The organism is Leisingera sp. UBA4491 (genome assembly GCF_002388965.1).
Taxonomy (GTDB): Bacteria; Pseudomonadota; Alphaproteobacteria; order Rhodobacterales; family Rhodobacteraceae; genus Leisingera; species Leisingera aquaemixtae.
In genome coordinates this window covers 67,378-82,767 of the sequence record NZ_DGNN01000010.1, presented here as the reverse complement: position 1 = coordinate 82,767, position 15,390 = coordinate 67,378, and the positions used below count along the sequence as shown (strand labels likewise).

Below are 15,390 nucleotides of genomic sequence, written 5' to 3'. Positions count from 1 at the left end.
AAAGTACCATATGAACGATCTTGCCTTTGACCATGCCCCCGTGGGCCTCGCCGTCCTGGAACGCCGCGTCATCACGCGGTGCAACCTGCAATTCGCGGCGACCTTTGGCGGCGCGCCTGGTGACTATACCGGCATGCTGGTGGCCGAACTGTACCCCAGCCAGGAGGATTTCAACCGCATCGGCGCCCTTCTGCAGCAGCCAGAGGCGCAGCGCGGCAGCTACAGCGACGAACGCATCATGCGCCGCCGGGCGGGCGGATTGTTCTGGTGCCGGGTGCGCGGCCGGTCGGTGACGCCTGAGGCGCCGTTTCAGACCGGCATCTGGTCCTTTGCGGACATTTCCGACGACCGCCCTGTGGTCTCCCTCACCCCGCGCGAGCGCGAAGTGGCGATCCTCACCTGCAAGGGGCTGTCGGCCAAGGAGATCGGCAAGCAGCTGGACCTGTCCTACCGCACGGTCGAAAGCCACCGGGCGCATCTGCTGCAAAAGTTCGGCGCCCGCAAACTGCCGGAACTGGTGGCCAAGCTGACGGGAATGCCGCTGTGACCCGGCAACTGGAGTCTGAATGCGGCAGGCAATTGCAAATTTATCAATTCATCTCCATGTTACAGCAAGCATCGACAGCGCTTTCCTTGCGGTAATCCTTGCCCTATAAGCGCGCTAATTTCCTGCCTGCCGGGCCTTCCGGGCCCGGGCGGGCATGTCGGAACCGGCTTGAGGACAATATGACAAACAAATCTCACGAAGCGGATGTGGCATTCATCAAGGCGCTGGCGGAGCTGCTGCGCGAAAACGATCTGACCGAGCTGCAGGTCAAACGGGAATACGGCGATGACGACAGCCTGAACGTGCGCGTCTCCCGCCAGACCGCGATGGCCGCGGCGCCGATGCAGGTTCAGGTGCCTGCCGCCCCGGCGGCGGCTGCAGCCGCCGCCGCACCTGCCGCTGCCGCCCCCGCAGCCGCAAACGACGATCCGGCCAGCCACCCCGGTGCCGTGACCTCGCCGATGGTCGGCACCGTGTACCTGCAGCCCGAGCCGGGCTCGCCGTCTTTCATTTCCGTGGGCGCACAGGTCAGCGAAGGCGACACCCTGCTGATCGTCGAAGCCATGAAGACCATGAACCACATTCCGGCGCCGAAATCCGGCACCGTGAAGCGCATCCTGGTCGAAGACGGCGCCGCCGTTGAATTCGGATCGCCCCTGGTCATCATCGAATAAGGATCTGCCATGTTTGACAAGATCCTGATTGCCAACCGCGGCGAGATCGCCCTGCGCGTGATCCGTGCCTGCCGGGAAATGGGCATCAAATCGGTTGCGGTGCACTCCACCGCCGACTCCGACGCGATGCACGTGCGCATGGCCGATGAATCGGTCTGCATCGGGCCGCCCTCCGGCGCCCAAAGCTACCTGTCGATTCCGGCCATCATTTCCGCTTGCGAGATCACCGGCGCCCAGGCGATTCACCCGGGCTACGGCTTCCTGTCGGAAAACGCCAATTTCGTGCAGATCATCGAGGACCACGGGCTGACCTTCATTGGCCCCTCGGCCGAACACATCCGCATCATGGGTGACAAGATCACCGCCAAGGAAACCGCCAAAAACCTCGGCATTCCGGTTGTTCCGGGCTCCGAAGGCGGCGTGCCCGACATTGCCGCTGCCAAAAAGGCGGCGAAGGACATGGGCTACCCGGTGATCATCAAGGCGACCGCCGGCGGCGGCGGCCGCGGCATGAAGGTGGCCAAGGACGAGAAAGAACTGGTCTCGGCCTTCTCCACCGCCCGGTCCGAGGCCAAGGCCGCCTTCGGCAATGACGAAGTTTACATGGAGAAATACCTCCAGAAGCCGCGTCACATCGAAGTGCAGGTCTTTGGCGACGGCAAGGGCACCGGCATTCACCTGGCTGAGCGCGACTGCTCGCTGCAGCGCCGCCACCAGAAGGTGTTCGAGGAGGCCCCCGGCCCCTGCATCACCCCGGAAGAGCGTGCCCGCATCGGCAAGATCTGTGCCGACGCGATCGGCAAGATGGGCTATTCCGGCGCCGGCACCGTGGAATTTCTCTATGAAGACGGCGAGTTCTACTTCATCGAGATGAACACCCGCTTGCAGGTGGAGCATCCGGTGACCGAAGCCATCTTTGGCGTCGACCTTGTGCGCGAACAGATCCGGGTGGCCGAAGGCCTGCCGATGTCGTTCACGCAGGACGATCTGGAGATCAACGGCCACGCCATCGAGGTCCGGATCAACGCCGAAAAGCTGCCGAACTTCTCGCCCTGCCCGGGCAAGATCACCGCGTTCCACGCCCCCGGCGGCCTGGGTGTGCGGATGGATTCAGCGCTCTATGACGGCTACTCGATCCCGCCCTACTATGACTCGCTGATCGGCAAGCTGATCGTGCACGGCCGCGACCGGACCGAGGCGCTTGCCCGCCTGCACCGCGCCCTGGGCGAGCTGATCATCGACGGCATCGACACCACCGTGCCGCTGTTCCATGCGCTGCTGGAGGAGCAGGACATCCACACCGGCGAATACGGCATCCACTGGCTGGAACGCTGGCTGGAAAAAAACACACCGGCCTAAAACCCGCGGGGCGCGCCATCCGGCTGCGCCCCGTTTTACTTTTCCCTGCCTTTGCCCTTTATACTGGCGGCACCATGAGCCTGACTGCCGATCTCCTGCTGCACGCCTATTCCGCCGGTGTTTTCCCGATGGCCGAACACCGCGACGACCCGGAAGTGTTCTGGGTCGACCCCAAACGGCGCGGGATCCTGCCGCTGGACGGCTTCCGTATCTCCCGCTCCCTGGCCAAGCGCATCCGCAACGGCGGCTTTGAGATCACCGTGAACCGCGACTTTGCCGGCGTGGTGGAGGGCTGCGCCGACCGGGCGGAAACCTGGATCAGCGCCGAAATCCGCGACCGCTACTTGGAACTGCACGCGATGGGCAACGCCCATTCGCTGGAGGTCTGGCATCAGGGCATTCTGGCCGGAGGCACTTATGGGGTGTCACTGGGCGGCGCATTTTTCGGCGAAAGCATGTTCTCCCGCCGCCGCGACGCCTCCAAGGTGGCGCTGGCCTATCTGGTTGACCGGCTGGTGCAGGCTGGCTTCATCTTGTGCGACACCCAGTTTCTGACCCCGCACCTGGCTTCCCTCGGCGGCATTGAGGTCAGCCGCGCCCGCTACCGGGCGCTGCTGCGCGACGCCTTGTCAAATGAGGCCGATTTCAACCGCCCCGCCGTGCCCGCGCCTCAGCTGCTGCTGCAGCGGATGACCCAGACATCATAACGGCTGTGGTCCAGCGGGTTCAGCGCCGGGCTGGACGCGATCATCCAGCCCTCGAACTGCACCGCATTGTCAGCGGGATTGCGCACGGTGAGAAAGGCGTAGGCATCCCCGGTCGGGTTCTCCGCCGGATAGCGGCAGTCCGACACGGTGACCAGCAGCCCGAACATCTCCCCACTGCCGCCGACCGCGATCTCGGCATCCATGCTGTGGCCGTTGACTTTGTCCAGCGCCCGCAGCACCGCCGCAGTGCCCTGTGCCGCACCGCTCTGCGCCACCTGCTCCTGCCCCCAGGCAGGCAGGGCCAGCAGGCCTGCGGCCAGGGCAGCGGCCAGCCGCTTCACGAGTCTTCCCCGCCGCCTGCCACGAATTTCACCAGCAGCGAAATCAGGCTGACCGCGCCTTGGGTATCCTCGATCTCATCCCCCGGCTCGAAAGCGAAGGCAGAGCCGCCCGGCATGATTTCCACGAAATTGCCGCCCAGCAGCCCCTCGGAAGAAATCACCACCGCGCTGTCATCGGGGATATCGATCCCTTGCTTTACCGAAAACCGGGTGTCGGCGCGGAAGGTTTCCGGGTTCAGGTCAACACCGGTCACGGTGCCGATCTTGACGCCCGCAAGCCGCACATCGGTGCCGACGCTGACGCCCTCAAGGGACCGGAAAGACGCGCTCAGATCATAGGTAGCGCCGGCCCGCGACAGGCCCGCAGCCTGCCCGGCATAGACGGCAAACGCGACCGCGGCGGCCAGCACGACGCCACCGGCCAAAACTTCAGTAGGATTTTGTGACATGAAACCAGCCTTCTGGCAGATGTTTATTCGGGCACCCAGGCCTCATAGTCGCGGCGCTCCTTGGGCTCGCCGCCGGCGCGGATCGAGCCCGCAGGCGCATAGGCCATCATGGTGCCGGTCAGGTTTTCCTGGTGCGGCTTTTCCCAGGGCTTATGCTTCAGCGGCTTCTCGCTCGGCACCTCGTCAAAGGTCCGGTGCAGCCAGCCGTGCCAGTCCGGGCTGACGCGGGAGGCTTCCACTTCGCCGTTGAACATCACCCAGCGCTTGCTGTCATCGGCATTGCGGTAAAAGACATTGCCCTGATCATCCTCACCCACCTTGATGCCCTTGCGGGCGGTGAAGATCCGGGTGTTCAGGGTGGAACCGTTCCACCAGGTCACAGCGCGCAGAAGAGTGTTCAGGATTCCCATGGATGCCTCCGGAGTTTTCCGATCTTGATATGGCCCAATTTCCCGCCAAGGTCCAGTGGCTTGCGCCGTCGCTTGGGGCCTGCCGGCGGGAACGGACAGTTTTGCCTCAGCCCCGCGTGCGTGCGGGGCATCCGCCGGCTCAGCTGTCCGCCGGTGCCAGCGCGGTTACCTCGATCTCGATGCGGTACTTCGGATCAATCAAATTGCATTCGATCATCGTCGCCGCCGGCGGGCTGGCGCCAAAGGTTTCGGCCAGAACCGGCCAGCAAGGCTCAAACTCCGCTGCATCCGGCAGGTAGTAGTTGACCCGCACCGCATCGGCGAAGCTTGCCCCCGCCTTCTCCAGCGCCGCGCCGATGGTGTCCAGCGCCGACCGGCACTGCGCCACCACATCGTCGCCCTGGCCAACCGTTCCGGCCACATGCACGAACCCGCCCGCAACCACGGCGCGGCAATAGCCGATCTTGGCCTCGAACTCACCGCCGGAGGAAATCCGTTTGATCATCGCCTTTCACCTTCTTCTGGCTGAAAATATCCCAGGGGAGCAGCGGCCTGCCGCTGCGGGGGCAGCGCCCCCTCTGCCGAGCCGCCCCCAAAAGACAAACGGCGCGGAAAAAACCGCGCCGTCTGATTTAAGTCATTTCCGTTTACCCGGCCGTTGCGGGTTCTTTCTCGGCATCCGCGTGGATCATCAGCGGCTGCGCGTCCGAGGTCACCGCCTCTTCGTTCACGACCACCTTGGTCACGCTGTCCATGCCCGGCAGGTCGAACATGGTATCCAGCAGGATGTCCTCCATGATCGAGCGCAGGCCGCGGGCGCCGGTCTTGCGTTCGATCGCCTTGCGGGCAATCGCCTTCAGCGCTTCTTCGGTGAAGTCCAGTTCGGTGTCTTCCAGCTCGAACAGGCGCTGGTACTGTTTGACCAGGGCGTTCTTCGGCTCGGTCAGGATGGTGACCAGCGCCTCCTCGTCCAGGTCCTCCAGCGTTGCCAGAACCGGCAGACGGCCGACAAATTCCGGGATCAGGCCGAATTTCAGCAGGTCTTCCGGCTCCAGATCCTGGAAGATTTCACCGACGCCGCGCTCATCGTTGTCGCGCACATCAGCGCCAAAGCCCATCGCCGAGCCCTTCCCGCGCGCCGCGATGATCTTGTCGAGGCCGGCAAAGGCGCCGCCGCAGATGAACAGGATATTGGTGGTGTCCACCTGCAGGAATTCCTGCTGGGGATGCTTGCGCCCGCCCTGCGGCGGAACCGAGGCCACGGTGCCTTCCATCAGCTTCAGCAGCGCCTGCTGCACGCCCTCGCCCGACACGTCGCGGGTGATCGAGGGGTTTTCCGACTTGCGGGTGATCTTGTCGACCTCGTCGATATAGACGATGCCGCGCTGTGCGCGCTCGACGTTGTATTCCGACGACTGCAGCAGTTTCAGGATGATGTTCTCGACATCTTCGCCCACGTAACCGGCCTCGGTGAGCGTGGTGGCATCCGCCATGGTGAACGGCACATCCAGAATCCGCGCCAGCGTCTGCGCCAGCAGCGTTTTGCCGCAGCCGGTGGGGCCGATCAGCAGGATGTTGGATTTTGCCAGTTCGATGTCCGAGCCAGCCTTCTGGGCGTGGTTCAGACGCTTGTAGTGGTTGTGCACCGCAACCGACAGCACCCGCTTGGCGGTGGCCTGACCGATCACATAGTCATCCAGCACCTGGCAGATGTCCTTGGGTGTCGGCACCCCGTCGGTCGCCTTCAGCCCGGAGGCCTTGGTCTCTTCCCGGATGATGTCCATGCACAGTTCGACGCATTCATCGCAAATGAATACGGTGGGGCCGGCGATCAGCTTGCGCACTTCATGCTGGCTCTTGCCGCAGAAGCTGCAATAGAGGGTGTTTTTGCTGTCGCCGCCTGAATTCGTCGCCATGGTCTACCTTTCAGTCCGCCCGGTCCGATGCGCCCGCGCTGCGGGGCAAGTCAACTTTCTGCCAGCTTAAGCCACTGCTTAGGCCGCCACAATGTGAAAGTGCGCCCCAAGTTAATCGCAGGGCGCACCGCTGGTCACAAGCGCAGGCCTCAGGCCTGCTCGTCATCGCCTTTGGCTCTGTTTTCAACGATTTCGTCGATCAGGCCGAACTCCTTCGCCTCTTCCGGCGCCATGAAGTTGTCGCGCTCCAGCGCGTTCACGACTGTGTCGTAGTCCTGGCCGGTGTGCTTGACGTAGATCTCGTTCAGGCGCTTCTTCAGCTTCAGGGTCTCTTCGGCGTGGATCATGATATCGGTCGCCTGCCCCTGGAAGCCGCCGGAGGGCTGGTGCACCATCACGCGGCTGTTGGGCAGCGAGAAGCGCATGCCTTTTTCCCCAGCCGTCAGCAGCAATGACCCCATCGACGCCGCCTGGCCGATCACCAGGGTGGACACCTTGGGCTTGATGTACTGCATGGTGTCATAGATCGACAGGCCGGAGGTCACCACCCCGCCGGGCGAGTTGATGTACATGGAAATTTCCTTGGACGGGTTTTCCGCTTCAAGGTGCAGCAGCTGCGCCACGATCAGCGAGCTCATCCCGTCATGCACCGGACCGTTCACAAAGATGATCCGTTCCTTCAGCAGGCGGGAAAAGATGTCATAGGCCCGCTCGCCCCGGCTGGTCTGCTCAACCACCATCGGGACCAGGGTGTTCATGTATGTTTCTCTGGAATCAATCATTTCGACCTGCCTGCGTTGTTTATGTCCGGCACCATACCCGACAGTGTGTTACCCGAGTCTTAGTATCGCCCCTTTTGACCTGCAAGGGGCGGCGGGCATTTTACGGTGCCGCAAACCTGCATGCGGTGTCGCAATCCGCAGGAACGCTGTCGCTATTCTAGGGCTGTGGCCTGCGTCAGCGCCTTAGGAAGCAAAATCAAGTCCGAATTCCGCCCGGCTGCCCGGGTGCCGCGCTGGGGTCCCGCCATGTCCGATGACAGCTTCGTTCAGAAAGGCGCCGCCGCCAATCTCGCCATCCCGTTCGAGGGCGCGCCGCAGGATTTCTATTTCCTGCTGCTGCCCAAGGCGACGATGCTGCCGGTGGCCGCCGCCATCGAGCCCCTGCGCATTGCCAACCAGGTGACCGGCACCCGGCTCTACCGCTGGTACATCATGACAGAGGACGGCCAGCCGGTGCGCTGCTCCAACGGCATGGTGGTGACGCCGGACACCCCGCTGCAGCCGCTGCCCTCGGATTCACTCGGCTTTGTTTGCGCAGGGGTCGAGCCGCACAGCGCCGCCACAGAGATCACTCTGAACTGGCTGCGCCGAGAAAGCCGCTTTGGCCGCGCCATCGGCGGCATTTGCACCGGCGCCTTTGCGCTGGCCCAGGCCGGGCTGATCAAGAATCACAAGTTCACCCTGCACTGGGAGAACCAGCCGGGGTTCCTGGAAAGCTATCCGAGCCTCGCGCCCTCGCCCAATATCTTTGAGATCTCGGGGCCGCTGATGACCTGCGGCGGCGGCAACGCCGCAACCGACATGATGCTGCACCTGATCGAGGAACGCCACGGCAAGCAGCTGGCAATCATCGTCGCCGACATGTGCCTGCACGTGCGCTCCGGCGGCCAGGCGGCGCCGCAGAAATCGAACTACGCGGTGGCCATCGGCAGCCGCAACCAGCGGCTGCTGAATGCGCTGCAGTTGATGCAGGAATCGATCGAGGAGCCGCTGTCCATCGGCGAGCTGTGCGACCGGCTCGACATCTCCCGCCGCCAGCTGGAGCGGCTGTTCTCGCGCTATCTGAACCAAAGCCCGATGCACGTCTATTTTGACATGCGCCTCAGCCATGCCTTTGCGCTGATGAACGAAACCTCGATGAGCGTCACCGAAATCGCGCTCGCCTCGGGCTTCAACTCCGCCACCCATTTCTCGCGCCAGTTCAAGCGCAAGTTCGGCGCCTCCCCGCATTTCTTCCGCAAGGGCTGGAGCTGAAACCCGGCACGCCCCGCAAAGGCCGCCGCGCCAGTTAAGCGCTCGGGTGAGGCCGGCAGGTGCGCGGACCGGACCTTGAAAAATGCCCGCCCAGCTGCTTCACTGCGCCGGTGCTGCTGCTGCCCTGGCGGCTGGCAAATTCAGACAATCATTTCCCCCCCCTGCACCTGTGCCGCGCTGAATTCAAAGGCGGCTGGCGGTCAGGGCGGCATTCTAAAACCAAACGGAATTAATCCATGCGCCGTTCCCCGGACCCTCAACTGCCGCAAGCCACCCGCGCGGCAGCTGGCAGCCTGCCTGCCTTCCTCGCGGCCTGTGCCGTGGCCCTTCCGGTTCTGCTGGCCGTTTCGGCTGGCAATATCGCGGATCCGATTGTCCGCTACGACGATTACCCCGCCCTTCTCGCCCAGCCCGAAAGGTTCTGGCAGAAAACCCTGACCGAAGGCCGCTGGCTCAATTACCTGTGGCACCTGCGCGGCGCGGTAACGCCGGCCTGGCTGAATTTCGTTCTGTTCCAGATCCTTTGGGGCGTGACCGCCGCCGCCATCGCAACCGCGGCCACCCCGCCCGGCAGCCGCAAATGGTTTACTGCGGTTCTGGCCCTCACCCTGCTGCCGGCCCCGCCGGTGTTTCTGATGGCGCCCTGGTCCAGCACGCTCATCCCCGGGTTTGCGGTGCTGGCGCTGTTTGCCTGCCTGGCGCTGGTGCTGTCTCAGGCCGCCCTGCGCCTGCTGCTGCCGCTTTTCACGCTGCTTGCCTTCACGGCCTACACCACCTTTCCGCTGATCCTGCTTGCGGTCTGCCTGATCAGCACGCGGCAGCGCTCGCTGCCGGACTTGGCCCGGCTTCTGATCCTGTTCGGGGCCAGTTTCGCGGGCGCGGTTTTGGCCGTCTATGCGTTGAACTGGCAGGTGCATGGCGTCTTTGGCATCCCGCTGGACCCGGCCCGCAGCCCGGACCCGGCGCAGGACCTTGCCGGATTGTGGTCGCACCTGCCGCTGCTGCAGGAGACGCTTTCGGTCCTGCTCGGCAAGCTGAGCTTCCAGTCCACGCCGGTTCTGCTGTTTCACCTGTGCCTGCTGATTGCCGCCACCGCCGTGCTGCTGCGCCGCCAGCCGCTGGAGGCCCTCTACCTCTGGACCGCGCTTTGGGCCGGGATGGCGCTGATGACGCTGCAGGTGCTGAAGCTGGGCGTGACGATCCCGGTGCGGGCCTTTCACTTCACCTGGATCATCTACGCGGTGCTGATCGTGCGGGCCGCGCAAGAGCTCAGCCGCGGCCCCGGCCTGCCCGGGCGGCTGGCGCGCAATGCGGTGCTGCTGGTTGCACTCAGTTACCTGGTGCAGACCGCTGTGCAATTCACCCGCTTCCGCGACTGGCAGCACGAGACCCGCGCTATGGCAGCCGCCATTGCCGCTCAACCAGGGCCGGTCTATGCCACTGGCAGCATTCTGGATTACCCGGCAGCGCGCAAGGCAGGCCTTCACCGGGCCAGCAGCCTGGCCAGCCGGCTGGAGCTTCTGACCGGGCGCCAAGTCTCCCTGTGCAGGGCAATTCCCGAAACCTGCGCCCATCTGCCGCCGGGGCTGACCAGCCCCGCGCCGGAGCCGCAGCCGCAAGCCCGGCTGGAACGTTTCAAGGGCGCAAACGTCCTTGTTTTCCCGCCGCGGCAATAGAAGGTTCGGCTCCCAAGCAAAAAAGGGCGCCTCTAGCGCCCTCTTTCACCACCCTTCAGGGCTGCGCCTACTGAGAATAGGACTGCAGATAGGCGATGACCGCCTCAATATCGCTGTCCTTCTTCAGCCCGGCAAAGGACATCTTGGTGCCCTTCATGTAGGTCTTGGGCTTGGCCAGAAAGGCCGCCAGCTCAGCTTCGGTCCAGACCAGCCCCTCGTCCGCCGCGGCTGCCATCGCCTTGGAATACCGGAACCCCTCCGCATGGCCGGCCGGGGCGCCGACAATGCCGTTCAGAACCGGCCCGGTTTTGGACTTGGCGCCATCGCCCACCTGGTGGCAGGCCTTGCACTTCTTAAAGGTCTTCTCGCCCTGGGCCACCAGTTCCGGATCCAGAACCGCAGCCGTCTGCACCGGTTCCTCTGAGGGCTGTTCCGCCGCGGCGTCCTGCACCGGTTCAGCGTCCCCGGCCGGCGCCTCGGCAGGGGTCTCAGCAGCGGCCTCGGCACCTTCCTCCTCCGGCGTCACATCCAGCACCATGGCCCGCTTGGTGATCTCGACGCTGTCCTTGCAGTTCTCCATGCAAGGCTCCGGGTTCCAGAAATGCTTCTCCGCCTCCTGACGGTCGTCCAGGATAAAGCCGTCCGCATTCGGCAGTTCAACCTCCAGGAAGGTCTCGTCCGACAGCACGAACTCATCATCCACCAGATCGTTGGAATAGAGGATATAGGCCACGATGGCGTACACCTCATCCGGCGTCAGCGACTGCGCGTTGCCAAAGGGCATCGACCGGTTCACGTAGTCCCATGTGGTCGACAGATAGGGCCAGTAGCTGCCCACCGTCTTCAGCGGGTCCTCATGGTCCAGCGTGCCCTGCCCGCCTGCCAGCTTGGGCCAGTTGCCCACGCCCTCGGCAAAATCGCCATGGCAGACCGCGCATTTCTCGGCAAAGACCTCCTCGCCGGTGAACACATCGCCCGAGCCTGCGGGCAAGCCGGTGCCGTCGGGGGCCACGTCCAGGTCCCATGCCGCGATTTCCTCCGGCAGCGCGGGACGGCCGAGGCCGAATTTTTCCGCTGCAGCGGGCGTCACGAACATCGTGGACAAAACAGCAGCTGCAACCAAGTTCCGCCTGGCCGACAGGCCGGGCAGCGCCCGGCCCTCCCCACGGGAGGGCGCTCCCGCACCCACCCAGGGTCGGGCGCTGCCCTCAGCGGGTTTCATCAGCACTTCAAGAAACCTCGACATTCTCCGCCTCCCCGTTTGCCTTGACCCACCAGGTCTGGATGGCGTTGTTGTGATAGATCGAATTCAAGCCCCGCACCTCGCGCAGCTGCGCCTTGGTGGGCTGCACATAGCCTGAAGAATCCTTGGCCCGGCTCTGCAGCAGCATCTCGGAGCCGTCCCAGTTGATATCCAGGTAGAACCGGGTCAGCGCCTTGTCCGTTCCCGGAGCCGCCAGCCGCGCCTCGGTCCAGTTCTTGCCGCCGTCCAGCGACACATCCACACCGGTGACCGCACCGCGGCCCGACCAGGCCAGACCGGTGATCACCAGCGGCCCTGCACCATGCTTGATGGGCGCCTGCGGGCTGGGGCTGGTGACGACGGATTTGGCATCCATCTCCCAGGTCCACTTGCGGCTGATGCCGTTGGCCAGCGTGTCGGTGTATTTAGAGGTCTCCTCGCGGCTCTCGACCGGCTGGTCCATCACCTCGACCCGCCGCAGCCATTTGATCCACATGTTGCCTTCCCAGCCCGGCACCACCAGCCGCACAGGATAGCCATGCTCCTTGCGCAGCGCCTCGCCGTTGGCCTTGAAGGCGACCAGCACGTCGTCCATCGCCTTCTCCAGCGGGATCGAGCGGCCGTTGGAGGACGCATCCGCGCCTTCCACATAGACCCACTTGCCCTCCGGTTTGACCCCGGCTTCCTCCAGCAGCGTCCGCAGGGACACGCCGGAGTATTCCATGTTGTGGATCATGCCGTGGGTGAACTGCGCGCCGTTCAGCTGCGCGCCGGCCCACTCCATCCCGGAGTTCGCCGCGCATTCGCAGAAATAGACGCGGTTCTCGCGCGGGAAGCGCTCCAAATCCTCGTATGTGAACACCAGCGGCGTCCCGACCAGGCCGTTGATCATCAGCCTGTAGTCTTCCTTGCGCAGCTCAATCGCGCCTGAATGATGGCGTTCAAACGCGCAGCCCTGCGGCGTGATGGTGCCGTCCAGCGCGTGGATCGGCGTGAAGTTGATCGAGCTGATGGTGTCCGCCGTCAGCCACTCCACATTGCGGCGCACCACATCGCTTTCGTATTTGATCGGCAGGCCATAGGGCGTGGCATCCACCCCCTCGCCCAGGCCGCTGGCCCAGTCCTGCACTTCGGTAATCAGCGGATCGGGTGCGGCCGCCCTGGCAGCCCCGGCCGCCACCGCCCCTGCACCGGCCGCCGCCGCCCCGGTCAGGAACTGACGGCGCGAAGGTGCCAGGCTCTTGGCGTCATCACTCATTTTCTTTGCCTCCTTACATAGATAAATTCACGTTCGTGAATTCAACTGCGCAAAATTTTTCGATGGGCCCGCCGCCCGGGCGGGTGTGATCTGCCCCTGCCGGGGCGGGCGCTGATTACGCGCCCGCCACCTGCACAGAGTTGTTGGGGTCCAGGGTCACGGTGCCAAGCTTGCGGATGTGATCCTCGACCACATCCCAGATCATCGGGCCTTCGGTGCCCTCGTTCACGCTGGCCCAGCCGGCCACCACATAGGACTTGGCCGGATCGATCGCCTCGCCCGTCTTCAGCAGGGTCATCTCGCTGATCCGCTCGCCCTGCGGCTTGGTGATGTCGATGCGGTAGCCCATGCCGCCGATCCGCACCATGTCGCCGCCCTGCTGGTAATAGGGATCGGGATTGAAGATGTTGTCGGCCACATCCTCCAGGATCACCTTGATGAACTCACCGGTCATCTCGCTCCGGTAGGCCTCGCCATAAGACATCGAGGTCACGTTCCAGATATCCTCGCGGGTGATGTCATCCCCCGGCACCAGCGACGGCCCCCAGCGCACGCCGGGCGACATGGCGATATCCGCTTCCCGCTCGCTCAGCAGCGCATCGCAGATCAGGTCGTCCCAGGTGCCGTTGAAGTTGCCGCGGCGGTACAGCAGCGTATCGGTCTGGCCGATCACCTCCTCCAGCTGCGCCTTGAAGGGCGCGCGCTCGGCCTCGATCAGCTGCGCCACCGCCGGGTCCGGCGCGATCACATCCGAGAACACCGGGATCAGCTTGTGCCGCAGCCCCATCAGCTGGCCGTCGCGCACATCCAGATCCACGCGCGAAACAAATTTCCCGTTCGACCCGGACGCGATGATATGGGTTTTGCCGGCCAGCACCGGCTCCGGCAGCGCATCGTGGGTGTGGCCCGACAGGATAACGTCGATGCCCTGCACCTTGCTAGCCATCTTCTTATCGACGTCAAAACCGTTGTGGCTCAGCACCACCACCACATCGGCGCCTGCCGCGCGGACCTCGTCGACCATGGCCTGCATATGCTCGTCGCGGATGCCGAATGAATACTCCGGGAACATCCAGCCCGGATTGGCAATCGGCATGTAGGGGAAGGCTTGGCCGATCACCGCCACATTGGCGCCGCCGCGCTCAAAGAACTTGTAAGGCTTGAACAGCTCCGCCGGCTCGTCCCATTCCGAGTCAAAGATATTCTGGCCAAGCGCGGCAAAGGGCAGGTTCTCGACGATCTCGTTCACCCGGCCGCTGCCCAGCGTGAACTCCCAGTGAAAGGTCATCGCATCCGGCTTCAGCGCGTTCATCACGTTGACCATGTCCTGGCCCTGGGTGTGATGGCAGGTATAGGAGCCGTGCCAGGTGTCGCCGCCGTCAAGCAGCAGCGCATCGGGGCGGTCGGCGCGGATCGCGTTTACGATGGTCGACACCCGGTCCAGCCCGCCGACGCGGCCATAGGCCTTGGCGAGCGCAGAGAAGTCATTGTAGGTCAGCGCATAGGCCGAAGGGCTGCCGTCGGCGATCCCATACACCTTGCGGAAGTCGGCGCCGGTGATGTGGGGCACGTGGCCCTTGTTCTCTCCGACCCCCAGATTGACTGAGGGTTCGCGGAAATAGATCGGCTTCAGCTGGCCGTGAATATCGGTCACATGGATCAGGCTGATATTGCCAAAGGTGTCAAACTCCAGCAGCTGGTCCTGGGTCAGCGACTGCTGCGCAGCCAGCCGCGCCCAATTGCCAAAGCCTGACGCCCCCACCATGGCGGATGCAGCCATGGAAACCTGCAGAAAATCGCGGCGCGAGATCATGAGTACCGGTATCCTGTTTGTTCACGCGATATATTCACGTGAATGAATGTTTCAAAAGAGATACGCCCCGCACCTGGAAACAGGCGCGGGGCGCAAAGATCAGTTGCGGACGGAGGGAGCTTCGACCGACAGGCCGTTGCCGCGCGAGGCGACATAGAGCTCCAGCGCGACAAACTCCGCGGAACCCGGCTTGTAGGTCTCGGCGCGGGTGTCGCGCACGCAGCCCTTGAACCGCGCGTGGGCGGTGTTCAGCTTGGTGTTCTTCAGGCGGTACACCGGGAAGCCGTTGATCTGGCCCTGGCTCAGGTGGTCGGCGCGGATCATGTTGCCATAGTTGTCTTCATGGCAGTTCGCGCAGGACAGCTCCAGCTGACCGGTGCGCGTGTAGTACAGCTCCTTGCCCTGCTCCCAGGTCGCCTGGACCGGGCCGTCGATGGCGACGTTCACCGGCAGCCCGCGCGACTGGACAGAGATCAGCGCCTCCATCGCGGCCATGTCGCCTCCGGAGTATTTCCACTTCTCCGCGCCCATCTGGTTTTCGCGGCAATCGTTGATCTGCATGTTCAGGGTGCGGACCTCGCCAGCCTCTTCGTTCCACTTCGGGTACACCGCGCGTACGCCTGCCATGCTTTCCGCGACGTCGCCGTGGCACGACGCGCAGGATTTGCCCTCGGACCCGTCGGCAGTGTCCCAGGCTTCCTGCGCCTGATCGACAAACACCATCGCCGGGTTCTCGAAGTCATCCATCTGCAGCGCTTGCGTCTCGTCCGAGCGGAAGTGCCAGCCCGACATCACCTCGTCCAGCACATCCGCCACATGGGCGGGCGCCGCGGCCTTGGTGATCATCTCGATGTCCTCGTTGACCACCAGCTTGTCGTCATCGGGGCCTGCGCCCGCCGCCATCGGCAGCGCCAGCACAGCGGCAATGGCTGTGATTGCCTTTTTGTTCATTCCTTTTCCT

The 15,390-nt window shown here is 64.0% G+C and carries 16 protein-coding genes; 6 read left to right on the top strand and 10 right to left on the bottom strand.

Annotated elements, in window-relative coordinates; translation table 11 throughout:
- Nucleotides 1-10: 10 nt before the first annotated feature.
- The 4 genes from B2P87_RS04550 (at nucleotide 11) to aat (ending at nucleotide 3,287) form a co-directional block, all read left to right on the top strand.
- Nucleotides 11-547 (top strand): PAS and helix-turn-helix domain-containing protein, encoded by a 537-nt coding sequence (locus tag B2P87_RS04550; protein WP_058287195.1) that lies wholly within the window; start codon nucleotides 11-13, stop codon nucleotides 545-547.
- A 179-nt stretch (nucleotides 548-726) separates the two neighbouring features.
- Nucleotides 727-1,221: an acetyl-CoA carboxylase biotin carboxyl carrier protein gene (accB, locus tag B2P87_RS04545; RefSeq protein ID WP_141890552.1), complete on the top strand. Its 495-nt coding sequence runs from the start codon at nucleotides 727-729 to the stop codon at nucleotides 1,219-1,221.
- 9 nt (nucleotides 1,222-1,230) lie between these two features.
- Nucleotides 1,231-2,580 (top strand): acetyl-CoA carboxylase biotin carboxylase subunit, encoded by a 1,350-nt coding sequence (accC, locus tag B2P87_RS04540; protein WP_141890553.1) that lies wholly within the window; start codon nucleotides 1,231-1,233, stop codon nucleotides 2,578-2,580.
- Between the two features lie 74 nt (nucleotides 2,581-2,654).
- Nucleotides 2,655-3,287 (top strand): leucyl/phenylalanyl-tRNA--protein transferase, encoded by a 633-nt coding sequence (gene aat / locus B2P87_RS04535; protein WP_141890554.1) that lies wholly within the window; start codon nucleotides 2,655-2,657, stop codon nucleotides 3,285-3,287.
- Here aat and B2P87_RS04530 read toward each other — a convergent pair.
- The 6 genes from B2P87_RS04530 to B2P87_RS04505 all read right to left on the bottom strand — a co-directional run bounded on the left by B2P87_RS04530 (nucleotide 3,251) and on the right by B2P87_RS04505 (nucleotide 7,185).
- A complete protein-coding gene (locus B2P87_RS04530) occupies nucleotides 3,251-3,628 on the bottom strand; it encodes a DUF2155 domain-containing protein (RefSeq protein WP_058287199.1) in 378 nt (125 codons plus the stop codon). The genes aat and B2P87_RS04530 overlap by 37 nt on opposite strands.
- Nucleotides 3,625-4,077: an outer membrane lipid asymmetry maintenance protein MlaD gene (gene mlaD / locus B2P87_RS04525; protein WP_058287200.1), complete on the bottom strand. Its 453-nt coding sequence runs from the start codon at nucleotides 4,075-4,077 to the stop codon at nucleotides 3,625-3,627. The genes B2P87_RS04530 and mlaD overlap by 4 nt, the downstream gene beginning before the upstream one ends.
- A 23-nt stretch (nucleotides 4,078-4,100) precedes the next feature.
- Entirely contained in the window at nucleotides 4,101-4,487 is a 387-nt protein-coding gene (locus B2P87_RS04520) for an NADH:ubiquinone oxidoreductase subunit NDUFA12 (RefSeq protein WP_058287201.1), read from the bottom strand.
- Nucleotides 4,488-4,626: 139 nt separating this feature from the next.
- Nucleotides 4,627-4,992, bottom strand: coding sequence for a RidA family protein (locus B2P87_RS04515; protein WP_058287202.1), 366 nt, complete (start codon nucleotides 4,990-4,992; stop codon nucleotides 4,627-4,629).
- A 142-nt stretch (nucleotides 4,993-5,134) separates the two neighbouring features.
- Complete coding sequence (gene clpX, locus B2P87_RS04510) at nucleotides 5,135-6,403, bottom strand: ATP-dependent Clp protease ATP-binding subunit ClpX (protein WP_058287203.1); 1,269 nt, start codon at nucleotides 6,401-6,403, stop codon at nucleotides 5,135-5,137.
- A 149-nt stretch (nucleotides 6,404-6,552) separates the two neighbouring features.
- On the bottom strand, nucleotides 6,553-7,185 hold the full coding sequence (locus B2P87_RS04505) for an ATP-dependent Clp protease proteolytic subunit (RefSeq protein WP_141890555.1): 633 nt from the start codon (nucleotides 7,183-7,185) through the stop codon (nucleotides 6,553-6,555).
- 246 nt (nucleotides 7,186-7,431) lie between these two features.
- Here B2P87_RS04505 and B2P87_RS04500 point away from each other — a divergent pair, with 246 nt between their 5' ends.
- Both B2P87_RS04500 and B2P87_RS04495 read left to right on the top strand, forming a co-directional pair.
- A complete protein-coding gene (locus tag B2P87_RS04500; RefSeq protein ID WP_141890556.1) occupies nucleotides 7,432-8,439 on the top strand; it encodes a GlxA family transcriptional regulator in 1,008 nt (335 codons plus the stop codon).
- Between the two features lie 236 nt (nucleotides 8,440-8,675).
- A complete protein-coding gene (locus B2P87_RS04495; RefSeq protein WP_141890557.1) occupies nucleotides 8,676-10,115 on the top strand; it encodes a hypothetical protein in 1,440 nt (479 codons plus the stop codon).
- Between the two features lie 67 nt (nucleotides 10,116-10,182).
- On the opposite strand, the gene B2P87_RS04490 is transcribed toward B2P87_RS04495, so the two are convergent.
- From B2P87_RS04490 to soxA, 4 genes are all read right to left on the bottom strand, one after another.
- The gene (locus B2P87_RS04490) at nucleotides 10,183-11,211 is read right to left on the bottom strand and encodes a c-type cytochrome (protein ID WP_141892081.1); all 1,029 of its coding nucleotides are present in this window, start codon (nucleotides 11,209-11,211) and stop codon (nucleotides 10,183-10,185) included.
- Between the two features lie 133 nt (nucleotides 11,212-11,344).
- Nucleotides 11,345-12,616 carry a sulfite dehydrogenase gene (soxC, locus tag B2P87_RS04485; RefSeq protein WP_141890558.1) on the bottom strand — a complete coding sequence of 424 codons (1,272 nt, stop codon included), beginning with the start codon at nucleotides 12,614-12,616 and terminating at the stop codon, nucleotides 11,345-11,347.
- A 115-nt stretch (nucleotides 12,617-12,731) separates the two neighbouring features.
- Nucleotides 12,732-14,429: a thiosulfohydrolase SoxB gene (gene soxB / locus B2P87_RS04480; protein WP_141890559.1), complete on the bottom strand. Its 1,698-nt coding sequence runs from the start codon at nucleotides 14,427-14,429 to the stop codon at nucleotides 12,732-12,734.
- Between the two features lie 99 nt (nucleotides 14,430-14,528).
- Nucleotides 14,529-15,380 carry a sulfur oxidation c-type cytochrome SoxA gene (gene soxA, locus B2P87_RS04475; RefSeq protein ID WP_141890560.1) on the bottom strand — a complete coding sequence of 284 codons (852 nt, stop codon included), beginning with the start codon at nucleotides 15,378-15,380 and terminating at the stop codon, nucleotides 14,529-14,531.
- Between the last annotated feature and the right edge of the window lie 10 nt (nucleotides 15,381-15,390).

Coding starts and splice junctions, on each gene's coding strand:
- aat (WP_141890554.1), top strand. CDS start 2,655: ATGAGCCTGACTGCCGATCTCCTGCTGCACGCCTATTCCGCCGGTGTT.
- accB (WP_141890552.1), top strand. CDS start 727: ATGACAAACAAATCTCACGAAGCGGATGTGGCATTCATCAAGGCGCTG.
- B2P87_RS04505 (WP_141890555.1), bottom strand. CDS start 7,185: ATGATTGATTCCAGAGAAACATACATGAACACCCTGGTCCCGATGGTG.
- soxA (WP_141890560.1), bottom strand. CDS start 15,380: ATGAACAAAAAGGCAATCACAGCCATTGCCGCTGTGCTGGCGCTGCCG.
- soxC (WP_141890558.1), bottom strand. CDS start 12,616: ATGAGTGATGACGCCAAGAGCCTGGCACCTTCGCGCCGTCAGTTCCTG.
- mlaD (WP_058287200.1), bottom strand. CDS start 4,077: ATGTCACAAAATCCTACTGAAGTTTTGGCCGGTGGCGTCGTGCTGGCC.
- B2P87_RS04515 (WP_058287202.1), bottom strand. CDS start 4,992: ATGATCAAACGGATTTCCTCCGGCGGTGAGTTCGAGGCCAAGATCGGC.
- soxB (WP_141890559.1), bottom strand. CDS start 14,429: ATGATCTCGCGCCGCGATTTTCTGCAGGTTTCCATGGCTGCATCCGCC.
- accC (WP_141890553.1), top strand. CDS start 1,231: ATGTTTGACAAGATCCTGATTGCCAACCGCGGCGAGATCGCCCTGCGC.
- B2P87_RS04500 (WP_141890556.1), top strand. CDS start 7,432: ATGTCCGATGACAGCTTCGTTCAGAAAGGCGCCGCCGCCAATCTCGCC.
- clpX (WP_058287203.1), bottom strand. CDS start 6,403: ATGGCGACGAATTCAGGCGGCGACAGCAAAAACACCCTCTATTGCAGC.
- B2P87_RS04495 (WP_141890557.1), top strand. CDS start 8,676: ATGCGCCGTTCCCCGGACCCTCAACTGCCGCAAGCCACCCGCGCGGCA.
- B2P87_RS04490 (WP_141892081.1), bottom strand. CDS start 11,211: ATGTTCGTGACGCCCGCTGCAGCGGAAAAATTCGGCCTCGGCCGTCCC.
- B2P87_RS04550 (WP_058287195.1), top strand. CDS start 11: ATGAACGATCTTGCCTTTGACCATGCCCCCGTGGGCCTCGCCGTCCTG.
- B2P87_RS04520 (WP_058287201.1), bottom strand. CDS start 4,487: ATGGGAATCCTGAACACTCTTCTGCGCGCTGTGACCTGGTGGAACGGT.